Annotated in this window: 18 protein-coding genes; 9 read left to right on the top strand and 9 right to left on the bottom strand. The window is 29.8% G+C overall.

Annotation, left to right across the window (positions count from 1 at the left end; genetic code table 11):
- Positions 1 to 7: 7 nt before the first annotated feature.
- From DAD81_RS02760 to DAD81_RS02750, 3 genes are all read right to left on the bottom strand, one after another.
- On the bottom strand, positions 8 to 487 hold the full coding sequence (locus tag DAD81_RS02760; RefSeq protein WP_111706692.1) for a c-type cytochrome: 480 nt from the start codon (positions 485 to 487) through the stop codon (positions 8 to 10).
- Positions 488 to 606: 119 nt separating this feature from the next.
- Positions 607 to 1,077 (bottom strand): RrF2 family transcriptional regulator, encoded by a 471-nt coding sequence (locus DAD81_RS02755; protein ID WP_245949167.1) that lies wholly within the window; start codon positions 1,075 to 1,077, stop codon positions 607 to 609.
- Positions 1,078 to 1,133: 56 nt separating this feature from the next.
- Positions 1,134 to 2,510: a tryptophanase gene (locus DAD81_RS02750; protein ID WP_111706690.1), complete on the bottom strand. Its 1,377-nt coding sequence runs from the start codon at positions 2,508 to 2,510 to the stop codon at positions 1,134 to 1,136.
- 350 nt (positions 2,511 to 2,860) lie between these two features.
- On the opposite strand from DAD81_RS02750, the gene ccsA reads away from it, so the two are divergent.
- Together ccsA and DAD81_RS02740 are read left to right on the top strand one after the other, a co-directional pair.
- On the top strand, positions 2,861 to 5,980 hold the full coding sequence (ccsA, locus tag DAD81_RS02745) for a cytochrome c biogenesis protein (RefSeq protein ID WP_111706689.1): 3,120 nt from the start codon (positions 2,861 to 2,863) through the stop codon (positions 5,978 to 5,980).
- 49 nt (positions 5,981 to 6,029) lie between these two features.
- Positions 6,030 to 6,545, top strand: coding sequence for a DUF2892 domain-containing protein (locus DAD81_RS02740; protein ID WP_111706688.1), 516 nt, complete (start codon positions 6,030 to 6,032; stop codon positions 6,543 to 6,545).
- 67 nt (positions 6,546 to 6,612) lie between these two features.
- Here DAD81_RS02740 and DAD81_RS02735 read toward each other — a convergent pair whose 3' ends face one another.
- Together DAD81_RS02735 and guaA are read right to left on the bottom strand one after the other, a co-directional pair.
- Positions 6,613 to 8,328 carry a lytic transglycosylase gene (locus tag DAD81_RS02735; protein ID WP_111706687.1) on the bottom strand — a complete coding sequence of 572 codons (1,716 nt, stop codon included), beginning with the start codon at positions 8,326 to 8,328 and terminating at the stop codon, positions 6,613 to 6,615.
- Between the two features lie 112 nt (positions 8,329 to 8,440).
- Positions 8,441 to 9,973: a glutamine-hydrolyzing GMP synthase gene (gene guaA, locus DAD81_RS02730; RefSeq protein WP_111706686.1), complete on the bottom strand. Its 1,533-nt coding sequence runs from the start codon at positions 9,971 to 9,973 to the stop codon at positions 8,441 to 8,443.
- A 309-nt stretch (positions 9,974 to 10,282) separates the two neighbouring features.
- Between guaA and gyrB the strand changes: the two genes are divergently transcribed.
- From gyrB to DAD81_RS02715, 3 genes are all read left to right on the top strand, one after another.
- The gene (gene gyrB / locus DAD81_RS02725; protein ID WP_111706685.1) at positions 10,283 to 12,226 is read left to right on the top strand and encodes a DNA topoisomerase (ATP-hydrolyzing) subunit B; all 1,944 of its coding nucleotides are present in this window, start codon (positions 10,283 to 10,285) and stop codon (positions 12,224 to 12,226) included.
- A gap of 92 nt (positions 12,227 to 12,318) precedes the next feature.
- Positions 12,319 to 13,353, top strand: a complete 1,035-nt coding sequence (locus tag DAD81_RS02720) for a DUF6588 family protein (RefSeq protein ID WP_111706684.1) — start codon at positions 12,319 to 12,321, stop codon at positions 13,351 to 13,353.
- 161 nt (positions 13,354 to 13,514) lie between these two features.
- Positions 13,515 to 14,438 (top strand): malate dehydrogenase, encoded by a 924-nt coding sequence (locus DAD81_RS02715; RefSeq protein ID WP_111706683.1) that lies wholly within the window; start codon positions 13,515 to 13,517, stop codon positions 14,436 to 14,438.
- Between the two features lie 62 nt (positions 14,439 to 14,500).
- Here DAD81_RS02715 and DAD81_RS02710 read toward each other — a convergent pair whose 3' ends face one another.
- Positions 14,501 to 16,177, bottom strand: coding sequence for a formate--tetrahydrofolate ligase (locus DAD81_RS02710; protein WP_111706682.1), 1,677 nt, complete (start codon positions 16,175 to 16,177; stop codon positions 14,501 to 14,503).
- Positions 16,178 to 16,348: 171 nt separating this feature from the next.
- Between DAD81_RS02710 and secDF the strand changes: the two genes are divergently transcribed.
- The 3 genes from secDF to obgE all read left to right on the top strand — a co-directional run bounded on the left by secDF (position 16,349) and on the right by obgE (position 21,660).
- The gene (gene secDF, locus DAD81_RS02705) at positions 16,349 to 19,345 is read left to right on the top strand and encodes a protein translocase subunit SecDF (RefSeq protein WP_111706681.1); all 2,997 of its coding nucleotides are present in this window, start codon (positions 16,349 to 16,351) and stop codon (positions 19,343 to 19,345) included.
- 136 nt (positions 19,346 to 19,481) lie between these two features.
- A complete protein-coding gene (locus tag DAD81_RS02700; protein ID WP_111706680.1) occupies positions 19,482 to 20,597 on the top strand; it encodes an adenylate kinase in 1,116 nt (371 codons plus the stop codon).
- 70 nt (positions 20,598 to 20,667) lie between these two features.
- Complete coding sequence (gene obgE, locus DAD81_RS02695; protein ID WP_111706679.1) at positions 20,668 to 21,660, top strand: GTPase ObgE; 993 nt, start codon at positions 20,668 to 20,670, stop codon at positions 21,658 to 21,660.
- Positions 21,661 to 21,769: 109 nt separating this feature from the next.
- Here obgE and DAD81_RS02690 read toward each other — a convergent pair whose 3' ends face one another.
- The 3 genes from DAD81_RS02690 to DAD81_RS02680 all read right to left on the bottom strand — a co-directional run bounded on the left by DAD81_RS02690 (position 21,770) and on the right by DAD81_RS02680 (position 24,200).
- Entirely contained in the window at positions 21,770 to 22,240 is a 471-nt protein-coding gene (locus DAD81_RS02690) for a hypothetical protein (RefSeq protein WP_157961061.1), read from the bottom strand.
- A gap of 83 nt (positions 22,241 to 22,323) precedes the next feature.
- Positions 22,324 to 23,832, bottom strand: coding sequence for a M56 family metallopeptidase (locus DAD81_RS02685; protein ID WP_111706677.1), 1,509 nt, complete (start codon positions 23,830 to 23,832; stop codon positions 22,324 to 22,326).
- The gene (locus DAD81_RS02680; RefSeq protein WP_111706676.1) at positions 23,829 to 24,200 is read right to left on the bottom strand and encodes a BlaI/MecI/CopY family transcriptional regulator; all 372 of its coding nucleotides are present in this window, start codon (positions 24,198 to 24,200) and stop codon (positions 23,829 to 23,831) included. The genes DAD81_RS02685 and DAD81_RS02680 overlap by 4 nt, the downstream gene beginning before the upstream one ends.
- Positions 24,201 to 24,331: 131 nt before the next feature.
- Between DAD81_RS02680 and DAD81_RS02675 the strand changes: the two genes are divergently transcribed.
- Positions 24,332 to 24,841, top strand: coding sequence for a DUF456 domain-containing protein (locus DAD81_RS02675; protein ID WP_111706675.1), 510 nt, complete (start codon positions 24,332 to 24,334; stop codon positions 24,839 to 24,841).
- The last annotated feature ends 82 nt before the right edge of the window (positions 24,842 to 24,923 follow it).

Genomic DNA, 24,923 nt, shown 5'->3' with positions numbered 1-24,923 from the left:
TCTTTTCTTATTTGTTATTTTTATCTTTTGCTAATGGAGATATTTTTCTATCTACACCTACTACGTCACCAAAACCGTTTAAATCAATTTCACCTATCCATTTGAAAAAAGCTACTACATCAGAAGCTTCGGCTTCTGTCATTCCGTAAGCCACCATTTTTCTACCATTGGGTTGCCAAGGTCCTTCAGACATTAAAATACTTTTAATAACTTGTTCTCCTTGTCCGTTGTACTTTAAGTTTAAACGATCAATAACTTTTGTTAATTCAGGAGCATAGTAACCTCCTTCTCCTAATATAGTATGGCAGCCCATACAATTATTAGTTTCCCAAATTTCTTTCCCCCTTACCACAGCAGGAGTAATATTCTCGTGGTTTGTTTGATCAACATCTTTTGAAAGCGAAAAAATAGTAAGTCCTATGAAAATAAGGAATGTTACTAATGTTCCACCTAAAAAGAATGCTCTTGCTTGTTTTTTAGATAACATTTGTTTGTTTGTTTAGTTGTTATATTATTACATAATATTAAAAGGTCTTTTTATCCTTTATAGATGCAAATATATAAATATTTAATTTTACAAACAAATGACAAATGTCATTATAAAAACTATTTAGAGTCTTTTATTTCTCCAGGAATAATATCTTTCAGTGTTAATTTACGACCTTGAGCTACAATCTCTTCAGAAAACTCCATGATAGTTTTATCTCTAAACTTTCCTAAAATACTTTGTTTAAATGGTTCTACAATAAAATGAACTGGACAAGGGTTTGCCCCATCACACTCATTTAAACCCAAAAAACATTCATTTAGCCTGTTTAAGCCATCAATATTTTCAATAATATCTAAAACAGATTTCTTTTGATTACTCTTTGTTAAGTAAAAACCTCCATTTGGTCCTTTTGTAGACGAAATTATTTTCCCTTTTACCAACTGTTGAAACAATTTAGCCAAAAAAGGACTAGGAACATCTATAGTTTCTGCAATAACTTTTACACTAATTTTTTTCTTTTCTTCTACATGTTCTGCCAAAAATAAAGTTGACAAAATTGCATATTTACTTGCCCTAGATAACATCATAACACTTATTTTTCAATTTCAATGCTGTAAAATTAACAAAAAAAGATAAATAAGTATTATATTTTATCAAATTCAATTGTAAAATGTCTCATTATTGGTGCTTCATTAATAATTTTATACCCAGATTTTGCTTCTTCCCTTGTATTATAAATCATCTTTAATGTTGCTGCAACGTAATCCATATGATTATTTGTATAAGTACGTCTTGGAACAGCTAATCTTACCAGTTCCAATTCTGGATATCTGTTTTCACGAGTAATAGGATCTCTATCTGCTAATATCGTTCCAATTTCTACACCTCTAATCCCTCCAACAACATATAACTCCAAAGCTAAAGCTTGAGCTCGAAATTCTTCTCTTGGAATTGTTGGTACAAATTTATTTGCGTCTAAAAAGATAGCATGACCACCAAACGGTTGCTGAACCGGCACCCCATATTCAACTAACTTTTCCCCTAAATATGCTATTTGCTCTACCCTACTCTCTAAATAATTAAATTCCGTAGATTCTTCTAAACCTACAGCTAACGCTCCCATATCTCTACCGTTCATTCCTCCATAAGTTATAAAACCTTCAAACATTATATTAAAAACAGTAGCTTCTTTATATACTTTTTTATTATTTAAAGCTATAAAGCCTCCCATATTTACAAGACCATCCTTTTTTGCACTCATAGTCATTCCATCACCATATGAAAAAACTTCTTTTACAATTTCCTTTATTGTTTTGTTTTCATAGCCTACTTCTCTTTTTTTTATGAAGTAAGCATTTTCTGAAAAACGAGCTGCGTCAAAATATAATGGTATATCGTATTGTTTACACAATTTAGATACTTCAGAAATATTTTTAATTGAAACTGGTTGTCCTCCAGCACTATTACAAGTAATTGTTAAAATAACAAACGGAATTCTTTCTTTTGGGTATTTTTTAAAAACTACTTCCAATTTATTTATATCAATATTCCCTTTAAAAGGGTGCATATTTGATGTGTCAAAAGCTTCATCAATAGTACAATCAATAGCTGAAGCTTTTCTAAATTCTATATGTCCTTTTGTTGTATCAAAATGTGAATTTCCAGGAACAACATCACCTTCTTTCACCATAGCCGAAAATAATACATTCTCAGCTGCTCTACCTTGGTGAGTTGGCAAAAAATATTTAAAACCTGTTATTTTTCTAACTGTTTTTTTAAGTTTTTTAAAAGATGATGACCCTGCATAACTTTCATCTCCAACCATCATTTCAGCCCACTGTCTATCGCTCATTGCTCCAGTTCCTGAATCTGTTAACAAATCAATAAATACATTTTCAGATGCTAAGTTAAAGAGGTTGTAATGAGCTTTTTTAATCCATTTTAAGCGTTGATTTTTTGTTGAACGTTTTATATGTTCAATCATTTTAATTTTATACGGTTCTGCATATGGTAATTCCATGAAATATAATTTTTAATTTAAAAAGCCTAATAAAATTGATACTAATTAATGTGAAGAAACTATTTAATAAAGCATTCAGGTCGCTTTATATTTAAAAATAGGTTTATATTAGTATATGCTTTCATATTTAGTAAGTCACTCTATACAAATTTATAAACATTTCTTAAAATTATCTATTTTTCAGATATATTTATTCCATATTATATGCTACAATCATCAATATTAACAATAAAGGTTACAATTCTACTTAAAACAAAATTTTAAACAAGTTAAAATTAGTTAATAAGACCATTATCTGACATTTATCACTATTTTTGCAAAATATTTATTTTAACGATTAAACAATTGAAATGAACAAATTTCTTAAACTTATTTATTCAACCAGATTAATGGCCGTTTTGTTTCTTGTATTTGCAATTGCAATGGGAGTAGCAACTTTTATTGAAAATGATTACGGTACTGAAACTTCAAAGGCTTTAGTTTACAACACTTGGTGGTTTGAAGGAATTATGCTACTTTTTGTTTTAAATTTCTTTGGTAATATTTTTAAATATAAACTATTTAGAAAAGAGAAGCTTGTTGTTTTATCTTTTCATTTAGCTTTTTTATTAATTATAATAGGTGCTGGAATAACAAGGTATATTAGTTATGAAGGAATAATGCCAATTAAAGAAGGCACTGCAACTAATAAATTTCTTTCTGAAAAAAACTATATTAGTATTACTATAAATGACGGGAAAGAACAAAAAACACCTGTTCAACACCCAATTTTACTATCTGCCTTAGGAAACAACTCATATAATTATAAAACAGACTTTAAAGGAACTGATGTTTCTGTAAAGTTAACTAATTACATACCAAATGCTTCAGACGTTTTTGAAGAAAGTGAAAATGGAGAAGAATACATTCTTTTTGTTGAATCTAGTAATGGCGGAAGACATAACCATTATATTAAAAAAGGTACATCTGAATTAGTTCATGGTGTTTTGGTAGGATTTGATGCTCCAACAATAAACACAGTTGACTTTAATTTTATTGATAATAAACTAAAAATAAAATCGGCCGTAGATGGAAATTTCTTTAGAATGGCAGATAGCTTTCAGGGTTCAATCACCAAAGATTCTGTACAAGATTTTTCAATATTAGCAGTTCATAATTTAGCTGGTTTACAATTTGTAATTCCTAAAAACCCAGTGAAAGGAAGTTACAAAACTGTTTCTGGTGACAAAGATCAAAATTCTTTAGCTCAATTAAATTTTGATGTTTCCGTTGGAAATGAAACCAAACATATTAAACTTAATGGAGGTAAATTTGCAATTCAACCAGCAACACAATTTTCTGTTGGAAATTTAAATTTCAATATGAGTTATGGTTCAAAACAAATGGAATTACCTTTTAGTATAAAACTAAACGATTTTCAATTAGATAATTATCCAGGTTCAGAAAGTGCCATGTCTTTTGCTAGTGAAATTACTGTAATTGACCCTAGTGAAACTTTTGATTTTAGAATTTTCATGAATCATATTTTAGATTATAAAGGGTATAAATTCTTTCAATCTAGTTACAATATTACCTCTGAATATGAAGAAACACATCTTTCTGTAAATCACGATTTTTGGGGAACCCTAATAACTTATATTGGTTATTTCTTACTTTATACATGTCTTATTTTAATAATATTTATGAAAAACACTCGTTTTGACTCATTAAGAAAAAGTCTTCAAAAAATGAGAAAGAAAAAGAGTTCAATTGCTATTTTAATATTACTTCTTATTTCATCAGTAAGTTTTTCTCAACAACATAATCATAATTTAACAGCAACACAAATTGACTCTGCTTTGGTTGCCAATGTTATTGATGCAAATCATGCTGAAGCATTTAGTAAAATAATTATTCAGGATGCCGGAGGGAGAATGAAACCAGTGCATACCTACGCTTCTCAATTATTGAGAAAAGTAAGTAAAGATGACACCTATAATGATATGAATGCTTCTCAAGTATTTTTATCTATTCAACAAAATCCACGATTATGGTTTCAAGTTCCTATTATCTATGTTGAAAAAGGAAATACTAAATTAAGAGATATTATTGGAATTCCTCACGAACAAAAATTTGCTACACTAGCTAACTTTTTTGATACTAAAGGAATGTATAAAATTTCAGAGTATCAACAAAAAGCTCAGAAAAGTAATATTAAAAGTAAGTTTGAAAAAGATATTATAAATGTAGACAGAAGAGTGAACTTATTCTACTCTGCAATAACGGGAGATATCTTACGAATATTCCCTATTCCAAATGACCCAAAAAACACTTGGGTTTCGCAAAACAAATTAAATGACGCTCATTTTAAAGGACAAGACTCTTTATTTGTTCGTCAATTATTACCAATATACGTTCAAACACTTTCAGAAGCTTCAAAATCTAATGATTATACAACCGCCAATCAATTATTAAAAGGATTGTCTGATTTTCAAAAGAAATTTGGAAGTCGTGTTTATCCTTCAGATGATAAAATTGAATTAGAAATTGCATATAATAAATACGATGTATTTAAAAAGCTCTTTAGTTACTATATGTACATAGGTACTTTAATGTTTTTCTTTGTAATATTTCAAATTTTCAACAACAATAAAACAATCAACTATTTAATAAAAGGGAGTATTGCTATTATTATAGGCTTATTTATAATGCATACTGGTGGTTTAATAGCACGTTGGATAGTTAGTGGTCACGCACCTTGGAGTAACGCTTATGAATCTATGATTTATGTTGGTTGGGCAACAATGCTTTTTGGATTAATTTTTGGAAGAAAATCTTCTATGACAATTGCTGCAACTGCTTTTTTAACGGCATTTATTTTAATGGTTGCACATTGGAATTGGATGGATCCTGAAATTGCAAATCTTCAACCGGTATTAAATTCTTATTGGTTAATGATCCATGTTGCTATAATTGTAGCTAGTTACGGTCCGTTTGCCTTAGGTATGATTTTAGGATTAATTGCATTAATTCTTATGATTTTAACTACTTCAAAAAATAAAGCTAAAGTTGGTTTAATGATTAAGGAAATAACTATAATTAACGAAATGTCTATCACCGTTGGTTTAATAATGCTTACTATTGGTAACTTTTTAGGTGGTCAGTGGGCTAATGAAAGTTGGGGTAGATACTGGGGTTGGGATCCAAAAGAAACTTGGGCATTAATAAGTATTATGATTTATGCTTTTGTTTTACACCTAAGATTAGTTCCTGGATTAAGAGGACGGTTTATTTTTAATGTTGCATCTGTTGCTGCATTTGCATCTATTTTAATGACCTATTTTGGTGTTAACTTTTACCTTTCTGGGTTGCATTCTTATGCTAGTGGAGATAAAGCAATAACTCCTACATTTGTTTATTATGCAATTTTGGTTGTATCTGTTCTATCAATTTTTGCCTTTATTCAGTATAAAAAACATTACAAAAAATAATTAAACTCAAAGCAAAAATGTAACTTTGCATCTTAAAAAATAAAAATCAATGTTTAATAAGTATATAAAATTAGTAATAGCGGCAGTAATTTTAGTTTGGGCAATTTTTCAATTTGTTGATGGAAACATTATGAATGGAATTTCAATAACTCTATTGGCTGGAATATTTGTATTGTTCTACTTTAAAAATGAATTTATATTATTGGCCTTTTTACAATTAAGAAAACAAAATTTTGCTGGGGCAAGTAAATGGTTAACTTATATAAAAAACCCAAGCAGTGCTTTAATTAAAAAACAACAAGGATATTATAATTTTTTACAAGGAATTATGGTTTCCCAAACAAACCTTACTCAGGCTGAAAAATTCTTTAAAAAAGCTTTAAGTTTAGGGTTAAATATGAAGCACGATGAAGCAATGGCTAAACTACAACTGGGTGGAATAGCAATGTCTAAAAGAAGAAAAAGAGAAGCAACTATGCTTATAAATGAAGCTAAAAAATTAGATTCTCAAGGTGTTTTAACCGATCAAATTAAAATGATGAAAGATCAATTGAAAAAGATCTAATTCCTTAAAAATAATCATAAAAAAAAGCGCAACAATTGTTGCGCTTTTTTTTATGATTAAAGTTTTACTATTTTAAAATAATTGATGAAAGATCACTATTGTAGTGAACAATATAAACTGCATTATTTTCAAAACTTCCAAATTGTTTCTTGCTATAATTAAACTTAGAAGAAATTCTTGATGATTTACCAGCTTTAAGTGCTTCTTCAAAACTTTCTTTACTAGCCAATCTTGCTAAAACATCGTAAGTAACATCAAAACCTCTAACAGCAAATTTAGATGGATTACTATTATTTTCTGAACGAAAGTGACTGTAAAATCTTTTAACATTCGCATCCTCTACATTTATAAAATCTTTAGATGCAAAAATAAAGTTCAATTGCCCTAAAAAACTATTATCAATAGTATCAAAATTTTTCCCCTTATTAACAGAAAACAACGTAATATTATATTCTTCCTTAAAACCTTTTAGGTTATTAATAGCAGCCGCTGTTGTAACATTTTCATCACTAATTAAGAATATCCAATTATTAGAATCAAGGCTTAGCTTTTCAGCAAAATTAGAATTATTAATATATCCATCATTAGATTTAATAACAGATACATTTTGAATAGAATCAAAAGACTTTAAAGTACTTACTGCTTTCCATAAATTACTTTGAGAATCTGCTTTCCCATCATTAATTATTATTACATTTTCACCTGCATATATCTTTTTCATATAATCTAATAAAATACTTTCTAAATCATTAGAGTCTGATTTAACTAAATTAGATCCTGATAAATCTTTTTGCTTTTTTGAATACACTGGAGCAATAACAGGCACATCTACCTGTTTTGATAGCCAATGGGCTTTTTCATAAAATAAAGGTCCAATTATAACATCTGTAGCTCTAAAATCATTCTTATCAACAATAGTTTTAAGTTTATAATTTGATTTTTCAGTATCAAAATAACTCACATTAATTTTAAGTCCTTTTCTTTTTAATGAATCAATTGCAATTTCTGCACCCATATGAAAATCAGTAGCAATACTTAAAATACTATTATTATTTCCAAAACTTCTAGCTCTTGTAGAATCTGTGTACTTATCTATTTGATAAGGTAACATTATTGCTACATTAAGTGTTTTATTAAAATTTAAATTTTCAACAAACAGACTAGATTCATCAAGTAATTCATCTCCTTCAGTTAATTCTAATCCTTCTTTAAGTCTAATTTTCAATACCATTCCTAACTTCAACCCTTCCTTTAAAGTAGGATTTAGTTTTAACAGTTCATCTTCCGTTACCTCAAATCGTTTAGTTAAATTATAAACGGTATCATCTTTTACAACAGTATGTAAAACATAAGTTACCTCTGTTAAGTCTTTGTTGATTTCTTCTTGAATAGGAATTTTTATTTTCATCCCAATCTTTAAACCTGTTGCTAACTGAGGATTTAAAGCTTTTAATTCTTCAATAGTTACATTATTCTTTTTTGAAATACCATATAAAGTTTCTTTTGGCTTTACAATATGGTACTCTCCTTTAAAATCATCTTTAACTTCAATAATTTTACCATAATTTATATTTGGTACAATTATAACGGTATTTGCTTTTGGTTTTCTTCCAACATCAGGGTTTAATTTCATTAAATCCCTTCTTGAAATCTTATAAACCTTTGCAATACTTTTTATTGTTTCACCTTTTTGAACAGTGTAAGGTACATACTTTTTTTGCTGAGCTACTAATGTAATAGTGCACAACATTAAAATTGAAAAAACAAATTTTATTATTCTCATGTGTCTACATTTTTATTTTAATAGGTGACACATGATTTTTGCTATTAGTCATTTTCTTACGTGTCAAAATTGGAAATGCTCGTTTCATAAATATATTTAATTTAAGTGGTTCTTATTCCCACTCAATAGTTGCTGGTGGCTTAGAACTAATATCATATACTACTCTATTAACGCCTTTAACGCCATTTATTATTTTATTTGAAGTTTTTTGTAAAAACTCATATGGTAAATTTACCCAATCAGCGGTCATACCGTCTGTAGATTCAACTGCTCTTAAAACAACTGCTTTCTCATATGTTCTTTCATCTCCCATAACACCAACTGAATTTACGGGTAATAACATTGCTCCAGCTTGCCAAACTTTATTGTATAAACCGTCTTCTTTTAAGCCTTTAATAAAAATATGATCAACTTCTTGTAACATTCTTACTTTTTCAGCTGTAATATCACCTAAAATTCTAATTCCTAAACCAGGACCAGGAAAAGGATGGCGACCTAATAATTCTTCATCAATTCCCATTGAACGTCCAACTCTTCTTACTTCATCTTTAAATAACGTATTTAAAGGTTCAATAATTTTCAACTTCATAAAATCAGGTAAACCACCAACATTATGATGTGATTTAATAGTTGCTGAAGGTCCTCCTGTTGCTGAAACTGATTCAATAACATCAGGGTAAATTGTTCCTTGTGCTAACCAGCTAACATCTTGAATTTCATTTGCTTCATCATCAAAAACCTCAATAAACACACGACCTATTATTTTACGTTTTCCTTCAGGATCAGATTCTCCTGCCAGTTCTTTCAAAAAACGTGCCGAAGAGTCAACTCCTTTTACATTAAGCCCCATATGTTTATATTGGTCTAATACGCTTTCAAATTCATTTTTACGTAACAACCCATTATTCACAAAAATACAATACAAGTTTTTACCAATGGCTTTTGAAATTAAAGTTGCAGCAACTGTAGAATCTACACCTCCTGATAATCCTAATACAACTTTATCATTACCTAGTTTTTTCTTTAACTCAGCTACAGTTGTTTCAACAAATGAATCTGGCGTCCAAGTTTGCTTTAAACCAGCTATATTAACAAGGAAATTTTTTAAAATTGTTAAACCATCTTTTGTATGATAAACTTCTGGATGAAATTGAATTCCATAAGTTTGTTCATCTTTAATTTTAAAAGCTGCTTTATGTACATCATGAGTACTCGCTATTAATTCAAAAGTATCAGGTAAATTTATAATTGTATCACTATGGCTCATCCAAACCTGACTCCCAATATTTACGTTTTCAAAAAACACTTCATCTTCCTTAATAAAAGATAAATTTGCTCTACCATACTCACGTGTATTAGAAGCTCCTACTTCACCCCCAAAATTATGAGCCATATATTGCGCTCCATAACAAACACCTAATAAAGGTATTTTTCCTTTAATACCAAACAAATCTGGATGTGGTGCATCTTCAGCTCTTACTGAATATGGGCTTCCTGAAAGGATCACGGCTTGGTAATCTTCTACGTTAAAACTTTTACTGTTATATGGGAAAATTTCACAAAAAATGTTTAATTCTCTAACTCTTCGGGCAATCAACTGCGTGTATTGCGAACCGAAATCTAAAATAAGTACCTGATGTTGCATCCGCAAAAATAATATTTAATTAATTATACACTAAAGCTTTGAGATTTTTTTTCCCAACTTTACAACAAACAGCCAATTTATAAGGCTTCCATAAATTACTTTTAATGCATTTTTATCTATTTTAAATATTTCTTTATAAATAAAAACACCTATTTTTTAATTTAACGCAATTTTTAAGCTTTTTAAGACACTTTTACGCAATTAATAAATTGTTAATAACTTAAAACCAACCCGGCTTCTAACCTTTTCTTTTACCTTCACTTATTGTTATATTTGTGTGTTAGAAATTTACATAAAAACTAAGATTTTATGAGCGAAGAAGCAAAAAAAAATAATTATGACGCTTCCAGTATTCAGGCGTTGGAAGGAATGGAACACGTACGTATGCGTCCATCCATGTATATTGGTGATGTTGGAATTAGAGGTTTACACCATTTAGTATATGAAGTTGTAGATAACTCTATTGATGAAGCAATGGCTGGACATTGTGATACTATTAATGTTATTATTAATGAAGATAATTCTGTCTCTGTTAAAGATAACGGTCGTGGTATTCCGGTTGGAATGCATAAAAAAGAAGGTGTTTCTGCCCTAGAGGTTGTAATGACCAAAATTGGAGCTGGTGGTAAATTTGATAAAGATTCTTATAAAGTTTCAGGTGGTTTGCATGGTGTTGGTGTTTCAGTTGTAAATGCATTATCAGCCCATTTAAGAGCTACCGTTTATTCTGGTGATGGACAAATTTGGGAGCAAGAGTATGAGCGAGGTAAAGCAATGTACCCAGCAAAACCAATTGGAGAAACTACTGAAAAAGGTACAATGGTTACTTTTACACCAGATAAAACCATTTTTGCGCAAACAACAGAATACAATTACGAAACTCTAGCAACCAGATTACGTGAGCTGGCTTATTTAAATAAAGGATTAACAATTACTTTAATTGATAGAAGAACAGCTGATGAAGAAGGAAATTTTGCCGTTGAAACTTTTTATAGTGATGAAGGCTTACCTGAATTCATTAAATATCTTGATGCTACACGTGAGCAGTTAACAGCTAGTGTAATTTCAATGGAAGGTGAAAAAAATGGTGTTCCTGTAGAAGTTGCAATGGTATACAATACATCTTACACTGAAAATTTACATTCTTATGTAAATAATATTAATACACACGAAGGAGGAACGCATTTATCAGGTTTTAGAAGAGGTTTAACAGGTACTCTTAAAAAATATGCTGAAAATTCTGGAATGCTTAAAAACCTAAAATTTGAAATTGCTGGAGATGATTTTAGAGAAGGTTTAACTGCAATTGTTTCAGTAAAAGTTGCTGAACCACAATTTGAAGGACAAACAAAAACAAAATTAGGGAATCGTGAAGTTTCTGCTGCAGTTAGTCAAGCAGTTTCAGAAATGCTAACTGATTATTTAGAAGAAAACCCTAATGACGCTAAAATAATAGTTCAAAAAGTAATTTTAGCAGCAACAGCACGTCATGCAGCTCGTAAGGCCCGTGAAATGGTGCAACGTAAAACTGTAATGAGTATTGGTGGTTTACCTGGTAAATTAAGTGACTGTTCTGAAACTGATCCAGAAAAATGTGAAATTTTCCTTGTTGAGGGAGATTCTGCGGGTGGAACAGCAAAACAAGGTCGTGATAGAGCTTTTCAAGCTATTTTACCTTTACGTGGTAAAATTTTGAATGTTGAAAAAGCAATGCAGCATAAAGTTTTTGAAAATGAAGAAATCAAAAATATGTTTACTGCTTTAGGTGTTTCTATTGGAACTGAAGATGATCCAAGAGCTTTAAATTTATCTAAATTACGTTATAATAAAATTGTTATTATGTGTGATGCCGATGTTGATGGTAGTCACATTGCTACATTAATTCTTACTTTCTTTTTTAGATACATGAGAGAATTAGTTGAAAATGGACATATATTTATTGCTACTCCACCTTTATATTTAGTAAAAAAAGGACAAAAAAGAGAATATGCTTGGGATGATGATCAGCGAGATATGATCTCTTTAAATTTAGGAGGGAATGTAAATGTTCAACGTTATAAAGGTCTTGGAGAGATGAATGCTGAACAACTTTGGGATACAACTATGAATCCGGAGTTTAGAACTTTACGCCAAGTTGTAATTGATAATTTATCTGAAGCGGATAGAGTTTTCTCTATGTTAATGGGAGATGAAGTACCACCACGTAGAGATTTTATTGAAAAAAATGCAAAATACGCAAATATAGACGCTTAACCATAGCTTTTAATTATACATATAAAAAGACCACTGAAAAGTGGTCTTTTTTTTTTCATATATTTGAAAAATATAACCCCACAATATAATCTATGAAAACTACATTTTTTTTAACAGTCGCCCTAATTTTAACTCTTTCAACAAAAGCACAAAGCCCAAATGGTTTTGAAGCTATATTGCTTACAGGAACAGAAGATGCCTCTATATTAACAAAAGCATACATAAAACCCGCTATGAAAGGATTAATTTATGGAATGAATAATGGATGGTATCACACCGCTAAAACTCATAAAACATTTGGTTTTGATATTTCCTTTGGATTAAATACTGCACTAATTCCAACAGAAGATGAAATATTTAAATTTGCAGAATTAGGATTATCATCATCAACAACATCAACCTCCACTTCAGGAGCAACTGTAGCAGGAGAAAACTCTTTAAAGGCTCCAGTCACTTTTAAGGGGACCGTAGAAGGTCAAGAAGTTACTACTTCATTTAATATGCCAGGTGGAGTTAAAGACGATCTACCTTTAAGCGCAATGCCTTCTCCCAATATTCAACTATCAGTTGGATTACCAAAAAAAATGGATATTATTATACGCCTTGTCCCAGAAGTTGGCTCAGATAATGTAAAAGGTAAATTATATGGTTTAGGATTAAAAAAAGATATCACTAATATTTTTGGCCAATTTGAAAAACTCCCTTTAAATATTTCATTGCTCGGCGCTTTTACAAAAATGAATGTAAACTATGATATTCAAAATGATAGTTCAATTTCAGGAACAAATCAAGAAGCTGAATTTAAATTAAATTCATATACCGTTCAAGCTATTGCATCTTTAAACTTTCCTGTATTTAACCTTTATGGAGGAATTGGATATAACGGAGGAACCTCAAAACTTAATATGAAGGGAACTTATGAATTAAAATACAATACCAATGCTCCAGCTCCAAATGACACAATAACTAAAGAAATTACAGACCCGTTTTCTTTAGATTTTGATGCAAAAGGAATAAGAACTACTCTTGGTGCTCGATTAAGTTTAGGTCCTATAAAAATTTATGGAGATTACACATTACAAGAATACAATACAGTTACTGCAGGAATAGCAATTAGCATCCGATAAAACAATGACATATGTCATATAAGCCATTGAAAATAGGGTGTTTTAACTTTTTTTTAAAGTAAATAACGATTTCGTAAATTAAGACATATGTCATAATTATATAATATAAAATTAGTATTTTTGTTACATCAAAAAATGAATATTAATACAATAATAAAAATATGAAAGTAACAGTAGTAGGTGCTGGTGCAGTTGGTGCAAGTTGTGCTGAGTACATAGCCATTAAGAATTTCGCAGACGAAGTAACAATAATTGATATTAAAGAAGGTTTTGCCGAAGGTAAAGCAATGGATTTAATGCAATGTGCATCATTAAATGGGTTTGACACTCAAATTACTGGTGTAACAAATGATTACACTGCAACAGCAGGTAGTAACGTAGCCGTTATTACAAGTGGTATTCCTAGAAAACCAGGAATGACTCGTGAAGAATTAATTGGTATTAATGCAGGAATTGTAAAATCTGTATCTGAAAATTTAATTAAACACTCTCCTGAAGTTATTATTATTGTGGTTAGTAACCCAATGGATACTATGGCTTATTTAGCTCATAAATCTACAGGATTACCAAAAAATAGAATTATTGGTATGGGTGGTGCTTTAGATAGCGCTCGTTTTAAATTCCGTTTAGCTGAAGCTTTAGGATGTCCTTCATCTGATGTTGATGGAATGGTAATTGGAGGTCACAGTGATACTGGAATGGTACCTTTAATTGGTAAAGCAGCTCGTAATAGCGTAAAAGTTTCTGAATTCTTATCAGAAGAAAGAATGCAACAAGTTGTTCAAGATACTAAAGTTGGTGGAGCTACATTAACTAAATTATTAGGAACTAGTGCTTGGTATGCTCCAGGTGCAGCTGTTTCTGCAATGGTTCAAGCAATTGCTTTGGATTCTAAAAAAATGTTCCCTTGTTCTGCTTTATTAGATGGTGAATACGGATTATCTGACATTTCAATAGGTGTACCATGTATTATTGGTAAAAATGGAATTGAAAAAATTGTTGAGATTGAATTATCTGACGCTGAACTTGCTAAAATTCAAGAAAGTGCAGTTGGTGTAAAAGCTACTAACGCTTTATTAGACTAATTATAGTTTAAAACATATAATTTAAAAACTCCTCAATTTTAAAATTGAGGAGTTTTTTTTATTTAAGATAATCCTGAAATAACACCATTATCGTCTATTTGCATATTTTCTGAAGCAGGTACAGATGGCAAACCAGGCATACGCATCATTTGTCCAAATATTGGAATAATGAATCTAGCACCTGCAGAAATACTAATTTCACGCACTGTTACTACAAATCCCTTAGGTCTACCTCTTAAAAATTCATTATCAGTAAATGATTTTTGAGTCTTAGCATTACAAATTGGAAACTTATTAAAACCTAATCTTTCAATTCTTTTTAAATTAAGTTTTGCTTTCTTATCAAAATCAACACCATCAGCTCCATAAATTTCTTTTGCAATTATTTCTATTTTTTCTTTAATAGGTAAATCCCAATCATATAATGGCTTAAAATGAGAATTATTATTCTCAACTACATTTACAACTGCTTCAGCCAATTTTACGCAGCCTTTACCTCCATTCGCCCAACCATCTGAAACCACAGCCTGAACACCAATTTTTTCACACTCATTTATAATAAAATTAATCTCATCTTGAGAATCCCCCATAAAATGATTAATTGCAACAACTGGCTCAATTTCAAACTTTCTAATATTTTCAATATGTTTTTCTAAATTACAAAACCCAGATTTCACACAGTCTAAATTTGGTTGGTTCAATACATCTTTACTAGCACCACCATGATGTCTTAACGCTCTAATTGTTGATACCAACACCACTGCTTTTGGGCTTAACCCAGAAGCGACACATTTAATATTTAAAAATTTCTCAGCTCCTAAATCAGCTCCAAAACCAGCTTCAGTAACAACATAGTTAGAAAGTGAAAGTCCCATTTTTGTAGCAATAATTGTATTAGTACCTTGAGCAATATTTGCAAAAGGACCTCCATGAATAATTGCTGGGTTCTCTTCTAAAGTTTGAACTAAATTAGGTTGAATAGCATGCTTTAAAAGAATGGTCATTGCACTTTCTGCTTTTAAGTCTCTCGCAAAAATTGGCTTTTTATCAAAGGTAAAACCAATTAATATATTCCCTAAACGCTGTTTTAAATCTTTTAAATCTTTAGCCATACACAAAATAGCCATCACTTCAGAAGCAGGTGTAATATTAAAACCATCTTCACGGGGAATTCCATGTGCAGTTCCACCAAGCCCAATCGTAACATGACGCAATGCTCTATCATTTAAATCAATTACGCGCTTCCATAAAATAGATCTGGGGTCTAAATTTAAATTACAACAGCTACTTTGTAAATTATTATCTATTAAAGCAGAGAGTAAATTATTAGCCTTTTCAACTGCATTAAAATCTCCTGTAAAGTGTAAATTAATATCTTCCATTGGTAAAACCTGTGAATATCCACCTCCAGCTGCTCCACCTTTCATTCCAAAAACAGGTCCCAAAGAAGGCTCTCTTAAAACTACTGTTGCTTGTTTTCCTATTTCATTTAACCCTTCCGTTAACCCAATTGAAACAGTCGTTTTCCCTTCTCCTGCAGGAGTGGGAGTCATTGCCGTTACTAGTATTAGGTTGTTTTTCTTTATTTTTTCTTCATCTATTAAACTTAATGGTAACTTCGCTATATATTTTCCATATAATTCCAAATCATCTTCATCAATATTTATTTTTTCTGCAATTTTTTTAATTTTCTGCAGCTCCTTGCCTTGCGCTATTTCAATATCAGTTAAATGCTTCATATTTTTAATATTTATGACAACAAATATATAAATTCCACCGTACGAAATAAATTTAAACAGTAAAGCTTAAATTAATACCCATAAAAAGGCAAAAAAGTATTGTCAGTCTCTATTTGAAATTATATATTTGCACGTTTATTACAAAAGAATTTTTTATTAAAATAATTTAAAATGCAGAACAAGGGACTTATAAAGTTATTCGCTATCCTATTTGGGTTAGTTAGTTTATACCAATTATCATTTACATGGTTTACAAATGGTGTTGAAGATAAAGCAAAAATATATGCTGAATCTAAATCTGAAGACGGAAAAGAATTGGCAAAATTAGAAAGAGTTTATTTAGACTCAATCGCCAACAAACCAGTTATTGATTTAGGTTTTGCTAAATTTAGCTACAATGACATTCGTGACAAAGAACTAAATTTAGGATTAGACCTTAAAGGAGGTATTAATGCTATTTTACAAGTATCTGTAAAAGATATCTTAATTGGTTTATCAAACGAATCTAAAAACCCAGTATTTAACGAAGCTATTGCTAAAGCAACAGAAGCGCAAAGAAGTAGTGATGATCGGTTTTTAGATTTATTCTTTAATGAATTTGAAAAAGCAAGTGCTGGAACGGTTAAATTAAGCGATCCTAGTATCTTTGGAAATAAATCTCTAAGAGAAAAAATCAACTTTAAACTTTCAGACAAAGAAGTGCTTCCTATTATTGAAGCAGAAGTTACTGGTTCTGTAAATACTGCTTTTGAAGTATTAAGAAGTCGTATTGATAAATTTGGTGTTACTCAACCAAACATTCAACGTATTGGAAACTCTGGTCGTATTTTAATTGAATTACCAGGAGCAAAAGATATTGACCGTGTAAAAAAATTATTACAAAGTACTGCTGAATTGCAGTTTTGGGAAGTTTACACAAACCAAGAAACTTCAAATTTCTTTTTTCAAGCAAATGCCGTTATAGGTGAATACTTAAAAGATGAAGCTCCAGAAACGGATGAAGATGCAACAACTGCAAAAGATGATTTAGAAGATTTATTAGGTGAAGTTTCAGATTCAGTTGCTGCAAAACCTGCTGAAAATTTATTTACTTATTTATCACCAAGTATTCCTCAATCACAAAATCAAATTTCTTCTGTAATAGGGACTGCTAAAGTTATTGATACTGCTAAAGTAAATTCTTACTTAGCAATGAAAGAAGTTAGAGCTTTACTTTCAAATGATATGAAGTACGCTAAGTTTCTTTGGGATGCTAAATCTTTTACAACTGCTTCAGTTGATGGAAGTGATGCTACTGAATTAATCTACTTATACGGAATAAAATCTAACAGAGAAGATGCTCCTACAATTGAAGGAGATGTTATTGATGATGCGAGTCAAGAATTTGGACAAACAGGAAAACCTGAGGTTAGTATGACTATGAATGCTAGTGGTACAAGACAATGGGGGAAAATGACTACAGAAAATGTAGGGAAATTTGTTGCTGTTGTTTTAGATGATAATGTACACACTGCTCCCTCTGTAAATACAGCTATTACAACTGGTAGAACTTCTATTTCAGGTGGAAGTATGACAGTTGAAGAAGCTCAAGATATTGCAAACGTTTTAAAAGCTGGTAAATTACCTGCTGCTGCACATATTATTCAATCTGAAGTTGTTGGACCATCACTTGGTCAAAAAGCAATTAATAGTAGTATGAGCTCATTTGGTTTAGCCTTATTATTAGTATTACTTTGGATGATCTTTTACTACGGTAAAGCTGGAGTATTTGCTGATGTTGCTTTATTAGTTAACTTATTATTTATTTTTGGTATTTTAACGGCCTTCGGAGCTGTATTAACTTTACCTGGTATTGCAGGTATTATTTTAACAATAGGTATGTCGGTTGATGCCAACGTAATTATTTTTGAAAGAATTAAAGAAGAACTTGATAAAGGAAAAGGTTTAAAAGGAGCCGTTGAACACGGATTTAGTTTTAAAGGTGCCTTATCTGCAATTATAGATGCTAACATTACTACAATGCTTACAGGTATTATTTTATATGTATTTGGAACAGGACCAGTAAAAGGTTTTGCTTATACATTAATGGTAGGTATTGTTACTTCTTTATTCACCGCAGTTTTTATTACTAGATTGTTAATTGACTGGTATGCTGCTAAAGGAAAATTATTTACATTCAATACTAATATTACCAAAAAATGGTTTCATAGAATTGATATTGAATTCTTAAAAAGACGTAAAATTGCATATGCAATTTCAGGAATAGTAATTATTGTAGGTCTTGGATCTTTATTTACAAATGGATTAAATTATGGTGTTGATTTTGTTGGAGGTAGAAACTACGTTGTTAAATTTGACAAAGTTGTTAGCCCTACAGACGTTGCCGCAACATTAAAAGATGCTTTTGGAAGTGCTCCTGAAGTTAAAACTTATGGTGAAGCTACTCAATTAAAAATTACAACAAAATTTAAAATAGAAGAAGAAGGAAATCATGTAGATGACGAAGTTCAAAACCTATTATTTAAAAACTTAAAAAGTTATTTACCTGCTGGATTAACTATGGATGAATTTAAACCTGGTTTTGACGGAAAGAAAACTGCAGGTATAATGAGTACTGTTAAAGTTGAACCTACTATTGCAGATGATATTAAAACTGCTGCAGGTTGGGCTATTTTTGGTTCATTATTAGTTGTATTCTTATACATCCTTTTAAGATTTAGAAAATGGCAATACAGTTTAGGTGCTGTAATAGCAGTATTCCACGATGTTTTAATTGTATTAGCAATATTCTCTATATTCTATAAAATTTTACCATTTGATATGGAAATTGGACAATCATTTATTGCCGCAATATTAACGGTGGTTGGTTATTCATTGAATGATACCGTGGTAATTTTTGATAGAATTCGTGAATTTACAGGAATACACTCTGGATGGAAATTTTCTAAAATTGTTGATACAGCCTTAAGTAGCACTTTAGGTAGAACAATAAATACATCTTTAACAACTTTAGTTGTGTTAATGGCAATCTTCTTATTTGGTGGAGATTCTATTAAAGGATTTATGTTTGCATTAATAGTTGGTGTTGTAGTTGGTACTTATTCATCACTATTTATTGCATCACCTTTAATGTATGATACAGTAAAAAAAGTAGATTCTAAAAAATAATATTTTTAAAGAATTTAATACATAAAAAACCGTCTTGAAAATTCAAGACGGTTTTTCTATTTCAAATTAGCATTTTAAATTATCAACATCTTTGATAATTATTTATTGATTATTACATTTGTAACAAACAGAAACAATGAGCATAATAAAACTACACGACAAATATTTCAAATCGTATATTTCGGAAAATGAAATACAACAAGCAGTACAATCTTTAGTTAAACAAGTAGAAAATGATTGTAAAGGTGAGACTCCAATATTTATTGGTATTTTAAATGGCTGCTTTATGTTTGTAGCAGATTTTGTACGTGAGTATAATGGAGATTGTGAAGTGTCATTTGTTAAACTAGCATCTTATCAAGGTACTGAATCTACAGGGAAAATTAAACAACTAGTTGGAGTAAATGAAGACTTAGAAGGAAGAACTGTTGTTATTCTTGAAGATATAATTGATACTGGTAACACTCTTCAAGAAATTTATAAAATCTTTGAAAACAAAAAATTAAAACAACTTAAAATAGCAACTTTATTCTTTAAACCTGATGTGTTTAAAAAAGAACTTCCAATTGATTATATTGGAATCTCAATACCAGACAAATTTATTGTAGGGTACGGTTTAGATTTTGACGGAATAGGAAGAAATTTTGCTAGCATATATCAACTTACAACAAAACCAACCATGAAAAACATTGTATTATTTGGCCCTCCAGGTGCAGGAAAAGGAACTCAAGCAGATTCATTAAAAGAAAAATATAGCTTAAAACATATCTCTACAGGTGACGTTTTTAGATTTAATATTAAAAATGAAACTGAACTTGGTTTATTAGCAAAATCTTACATGGACCAAGGTGATTTAGTTCCTGATGAAGTAACAATTGATATGTTAAAAGCAGAAGTTGAAAGAAACTCAGATGCAAACGGATTTATTTTTGATGGTTTTCCTCGTACTGAATCTCAAGCTGCAGCTTTAGATACCTTTTTAGAAGAAAAAGGAGAAGCTATTAGTGGTATGGTTGCTCTTGAAGTTCCAGAAGACTTATTAGTTGATCGTTTATTAGAACGTGGAAAAACTAGTGGTAGATCTGATGACCAAGATGAAAGTAAAATTAGAAACAGATTTAACGAATATAATACCAAAACAGCTATATTAAAAGATTACTACCAAGCTCAAAATAAATATTTTGGAGTTAATGGCGTTGGAAGTATTGAAGATATTACTGTTAGGTTAAGTGAAGTTTTTGATAAACTTTAATAACTAAGGTTTAAATAAATTAGGTTAACAACATTAAAAAATTCCTCCCTTTGAAGGAATAATTATAACAATGACTGAAGGAAATTTTGTAGACTATTTAAAAGTATATGCCTGTTCTGGTAGTGGTGGTGGTGGATCTACTCATTTACACAGAGAAAAGTACATTACAAAAGGTGGTCCAGATGGTGGTGATGGAGGACGTGGTGGTCATATTATTGTTCGTGCAAACTCTAATTTATGGACTTTATACCACTTAAAATTCAACAAACATTTTAGAGCTGACCACGGTGGTCATGGAGCAAAATCTAGAAGTTCGGGTAAAGATGGTGGCGATGTATATATTGAAGTACCTTTAGGTACAATAATTAGAGATGCTGAAACTCAAGAAGTACTTTTTGAAATTACAACTGAAAATACAGAGCAAATCTTATTAGAAGGTGGTATGGGTGGACTTGGAAATTGGAATTTTAGATCTTCAACAAATCAAACACCTAGATATGCACAACCTGGTATTGAAGGAAAAGACGCTTGGTTTCAATTTGAATTAAAATTATTAGGGGATGTTGGTTTAGTAGGATTTCCAAATGCTGGTAAATCTACATTACTTTCAGTATTAACTTCAGCAAAACCAAAAATAGCTGATTACGCTTTTACTACTTTAAAACCTAATTTAGGAATAGTTGAATACCGTGATTTTCAAACTTTTGTAATTGCAGATATTCCTGGTATTATTGAAGGTGCTGCTGAAGGGAAAGGTTTAGGACATAGATTTTTAAGACATATTGAACGTAATTCAATCTTATTATTTCTTATTCCAGCAGATTCTGATGATATTAAAAAGGAATATGCTATTTTACTAAATGAGTTAAAACAACACAATCCAGAATTACTGGATAAAGAGCGTTTATTAGCTATTTCAAAAAGTGATATGCTAGATGACGAATTAATAGATGAATTAAAAAAGGAACTTCCAGAAGGTATTAAAACCCTATTTATTTCTTCAGTAGCGCAACAAGGTTTGGTTGAATTAAAAGATGATCTTTGGAAAATGATTAATGCTTAAATTAAACACTAAAACTATTTTTTCTTATAGGGTGCTTTTAAATAAAACACTTTAATTAAAACAAGATTTAAAAACTAAAAAGCTCAAGTAAAAATTTTACTTGAGCTTTTTAGTTTTTAAAAATAATTGGTAATGTAAATTCAATAGATACAGGCATTCCTCTTTTTATACCAGGTTCCATTTTTGGCAATACATCAATTCCTTTTTTTATTAAACTATCCAATTTAGGAATTTGGTTTTTAATTATTTCAGAAGAATTTATATTTACAAGAGACACATTCCCTTTATTATCAACAAGTAGTTTCACCAAAATAGTATCGTTTACCTTTTCAGCAATAATCAATTTATTTGAATCTAAAGTTGCATATAAATGTTCCGAAAGTTTTATTTGAGAACAAATTCGTTGTTTTTCTTCAGAAGGAATACTATCACAACTCGGAAACAACGGAAAAACGTCAACGCTATTAAAATCTATAATAGTGTCTATTACTGGTATAGTTGTTTTCTCTGTATTATTCACAAAATAAGTACAAGATAAAACAAGTACACTTAAAATTAACAATGCAATTAATTGCTTCAAAATAAGTTTTAAATTCACAATGTGAAAATACAACTTTTTCGTTTAGTCAACAATTTCAAAATGCATAATTAACTTTGAACTAACTATTCAACCTTACTTGTAATTTCAACAACTCCATTTTCACCTTTTACACCATACTTTTTTATTGCTGCCTCACCTTTTAGTACATCAATCCTCTTAATTTCATCTGGTTTTATATTTTTTTGTTCTTCCTCGGTAATTTCTTTACCATCTAAAATAAACAATGGTTTATCTTCAGTGCTCATATTATCAAGATCTAACAATGTTTTCTCACTTTTTTTACCTTTCACTTTAAAAGCAATTGGTAAACTATACTTAACATTTACAAATTTGTTTTTATGCTTTCCTGGTTTCATCTTAGGAATTAATTTAACAACTCTTATAGCTTCTTCAACTAATTTTTCATGAGCTGCTCTTGCCTTAACATCTATAATATTTCCTTCATAATCTATTTTAAACAATACAAAAATTCTAGAAATACCAGGATTTAAACCTAGGTTATCACCTAACTCAGAATTAAAATTAGAAGCAACATGCTTTGTTATTCCTTCCTGTAAGCATTTTCTTAATTCATCTTGTGAGCCTTTACAACCTTCAAAGATTGGAACTTCATCAATAGTTGCAAAAGAGACATCTTTAATAGAGTCTAATTTTAAGTTATTAGCTTCAGGAAATTCTAAAGAGTTAGTACTTATAGAAAAAGATTCTATTTCTGAATTATTTTTTGAAAATGAACTAAACATTAACATGCCTAATAATATAGGAACTAATAATAAATATTTAAGTTGATTTACTTTTTGAGATTTACTTTTTGAAATCATAGTTATTCTTTTTTTAATTAATGAATGTTTATAAAATTGATTTATAAATGAAATATTTTCTACATTAAATGTTTCTGATAATAATTTATTAAAATATGTTTCTTTAGTACTATTCTTAACTACCTCAGCATCAGAAATAAACTCGTGTAATACCGTAATTCTTTTTTGATATATATAAACCAACGGATTAAACCACATTACAATCTTTAGAATCTCAAAAAAAAGTAAATCTAGAGTATGACGTTGTTTACAATGAATAAGTTCGTGTTCAATTATAACTAATTCATTACGATCAAATAATTCTTTATTTATAAAAATATAGTTGAAAAATGAAAAAGCAGATTGTTTAGATTTTAAAATAACCAAATTATACTTCTCTTTTTTCACAACCTTACTACTATTAATTAACTTAAATATTTTAACCAATCTTTTTATAAAAACAATTGAGATAATTATTGCTCCAACAAAAAATACAATTTGAAAATAATTAATATGAGCAACATTTGAATTTGACAACACAAAAATACTTTCAGGATTAATTATTACTTCAGGTAATCTATTTAATTGCTGGTTTACAACATCATTACTAATCCTTTCCAATCTTACCCAAGGAATTATAAATGAAATTAAAGGAGTCATTAAAAGGTAAAATCTATTCCAGTTAAAAAACGTTTCCTTTTGTAAAAACAAATCGTAAACTGCCAAAAATATAGTTTGAAAAAATAGTACTTGAATAATATAATTTATCATTTCTCTGTCTTTTTGTCGTTAATTTGCTTTAAAATTGATTCCAATTCGTTGATATTAACATCATTTTTTTTCATAAAAAAAGACACCATATTATTAAAAGAACCTCCAAAATAACCATCCATTAACTTGTGTAAACTTTGATTACTATAAGCTGTTTTTTTAACAAGAGGAAAATAAATATGCCCTCTCCCCTTAGCTTTATGGTCTACAAATTTTTTTGTTTCTAAAATCCTAATTATCGTAGATACAGTATTATACGCTGGTTTTGGCAAGGGTAATTCTTCAATAATTTCTTTTACGGAAGCCTCTTCCAAATTCCATAAAACTTGCATTAACTGCTCCTCTGCTTTTGTTAATTGTTTACTCATATTACCAACTAAGTTTTTAGTTTAAAAGACAAATATAACTAAATATTTAGTTTAAACTAATTTATTAGTTATAAAATTGCACGATTGTTGCAATTAAATTCCTATAATTTAAATTTGATAAAAAGTTACATATGGATATTTTTCTTTTAATTGTTGGTGTTTTATTTGCCTTTCTTGGTGTTTTAGGCTCTTTTCTTCCTGTTTTACCAGGACCAATTACTAGTTGGGCTGGATTACTGCTTCTTCATTTAACTAATGCCGTTCCTATGAATTGGACTTTTCTTGGAATAACTTTGGGAATATCCCTTATTATATGGATTATTGATTATATAATTCCTGCCTTGGGAACTAAAAAATTTGGTGGTACCCGTTATGGAGTTATAGGAACAATGGTAGGTTTAATTTTAGGCTTGCTCTTCTTTCCTCCTTTTGGAATAATAATAGGACCTTTTATTGGTGCATATATTGGCGAAATGTTAAATAATAAAGATTCAAAAAAAGCATTAAAGGCTGCTTTTGGTTCATTTATAGGTTTTTTAACTTCAACCTTCTTAAAATTTATAACAGCTATTGTATTTATTGGATTGTACTTTTCAATCTTTTGGGAGAACAAAGAAGCGTTTTTAAGTGTTTTTCAATAATAAAACCTCTATAAAATAAAAAAAGCGTCCCGGTTTTTCGGGAAGCTTTCCATTGGTTTAAAAAACCTATTGACGCTATTAA

The sequence above is a fragment of the Lutibacter citreus genome (genome assembly GCF_003260195.1).
Taxonomy (GTDB): domain Bacteria; phylum Bacteroidota; class Bacteroidia; order Flavobacteriales; family Flavobacteriaceae; genus Lutibacter; species Lutibacter citreus.
Note: the sequence above shows the minus strand (reverse complement) of the source record. Positions and strands in the feature narration are given on the sequence as shown.

Coding starts and splice junctions, on each gene's coding strand:
- DAD81_RS02760 (WP_111706692.1), bottom strand. CDS start 487: ATGTTATCTAAAAAACAAGCAAGAGCATTCTTTTTAGGTGGAACATTA.
- DAD81_RS02755 (WP_245949167.1), bottom strand. CDS start 1,077: ATGATGTTATCTAGGGCAAGTAAATATGCAATTTTGTCAACTTTATTT.
- DAD81_RS02750 (WP_111706690.1), bottom strand. CDS start 2,510: ATGGAATTACCATATGCAGAACCGTATAAAATTAAAATGATTGAACAT.
- ccsA (WP_111706689.1), top strand. CDS start 2,861: ATGAACAAATTTCTTAAACTTATTTATTCAACCAGATTAATGGCCGTT.
- DAD81_RS02740 (WP_111706688.1), top strand. CDS start 6,030: ATGTTTAATAAGTATATAAAATTAGTAATAGCGGCAGTAATTTTAGTT.
- DAD81_RS02735 (WP_111706687.1), bottom strand. CDS start 8,328: ATGAGAATAATAAAATTTGTTTTTTCAATTTTAATGTTGTGCACTATT.
- guaA (WP_111706686.1), bottom strand. CDS start 9,973: ATGCAACATCAGGTACTTATTTTAGATTTCGGTTCGCAATACACGCAG.
- gyrB (WP_111706685.1), top strand. CDS start 10,283: ATGAGCGAAGAAGCAAAAAAAAATAATTATGACGCTTCCAGTATTCAG.
- DAD81_RS02720 (WP_111706684.1), top strand. CDS start 12,319: ATGAAAACTACATTTTTTTTAACAGTCGCCCTAATTTTAACTCTTTCA.
- DAD81_RS02715 (WP_111706683.1), top strand. CDS start 13,515: ATGAAAGTAACAGTAGTAGGTGCTGGTGCAGTTGGTGCAAGTTGTGCT.
- DAD81_RS02710 (WP_111706682.1), bottom strand. CDS start 16,177: ATGAAGCATTTAACTGATATTGAAATAGCGCAAGGCAAGGAGCTGCAG.
- secDF (WP_111706681.1), top strand. CDS start 16,349: ATGCAGAACAAGGGACTTATAAAGTTATTCGCTATCCTATTTGGGTTA.
- DAD81_RS02700 (WP_111706680.1), top strand. CDS start 19,482: ATGAGCATAATAAAACTACACGACAAATATTTCAAATCGTATATTTCG.
- obgE (WP_111706679.1), top strand. CDS start 20,668: ATGACTGAAGGAAATTTTGTAGACTATTTAAAAGTATATGCCTGTTCT.
- DAD81_RS02685 (WP_111706677.1), bottom strand. CDS start 23,832: ATGATAAATTATATTATTCAAGTACTATTTTTTCAAACTATATTTTTG.
- DAD81_RS02680 (WP_111706676.1), bottom strand. CDS start 24,200: ATGAGTAAACAATTAACAAAAGCAGAGGAGCAGTTAATGCAAGTTTTA.
- DAD81_RS02675 (WP_111706675.1), top strand. CDS start 24,332: ATGGATATTTTTCTTTTAATTGTTGGTGTTTTATTTGCCTTTCTTGGT.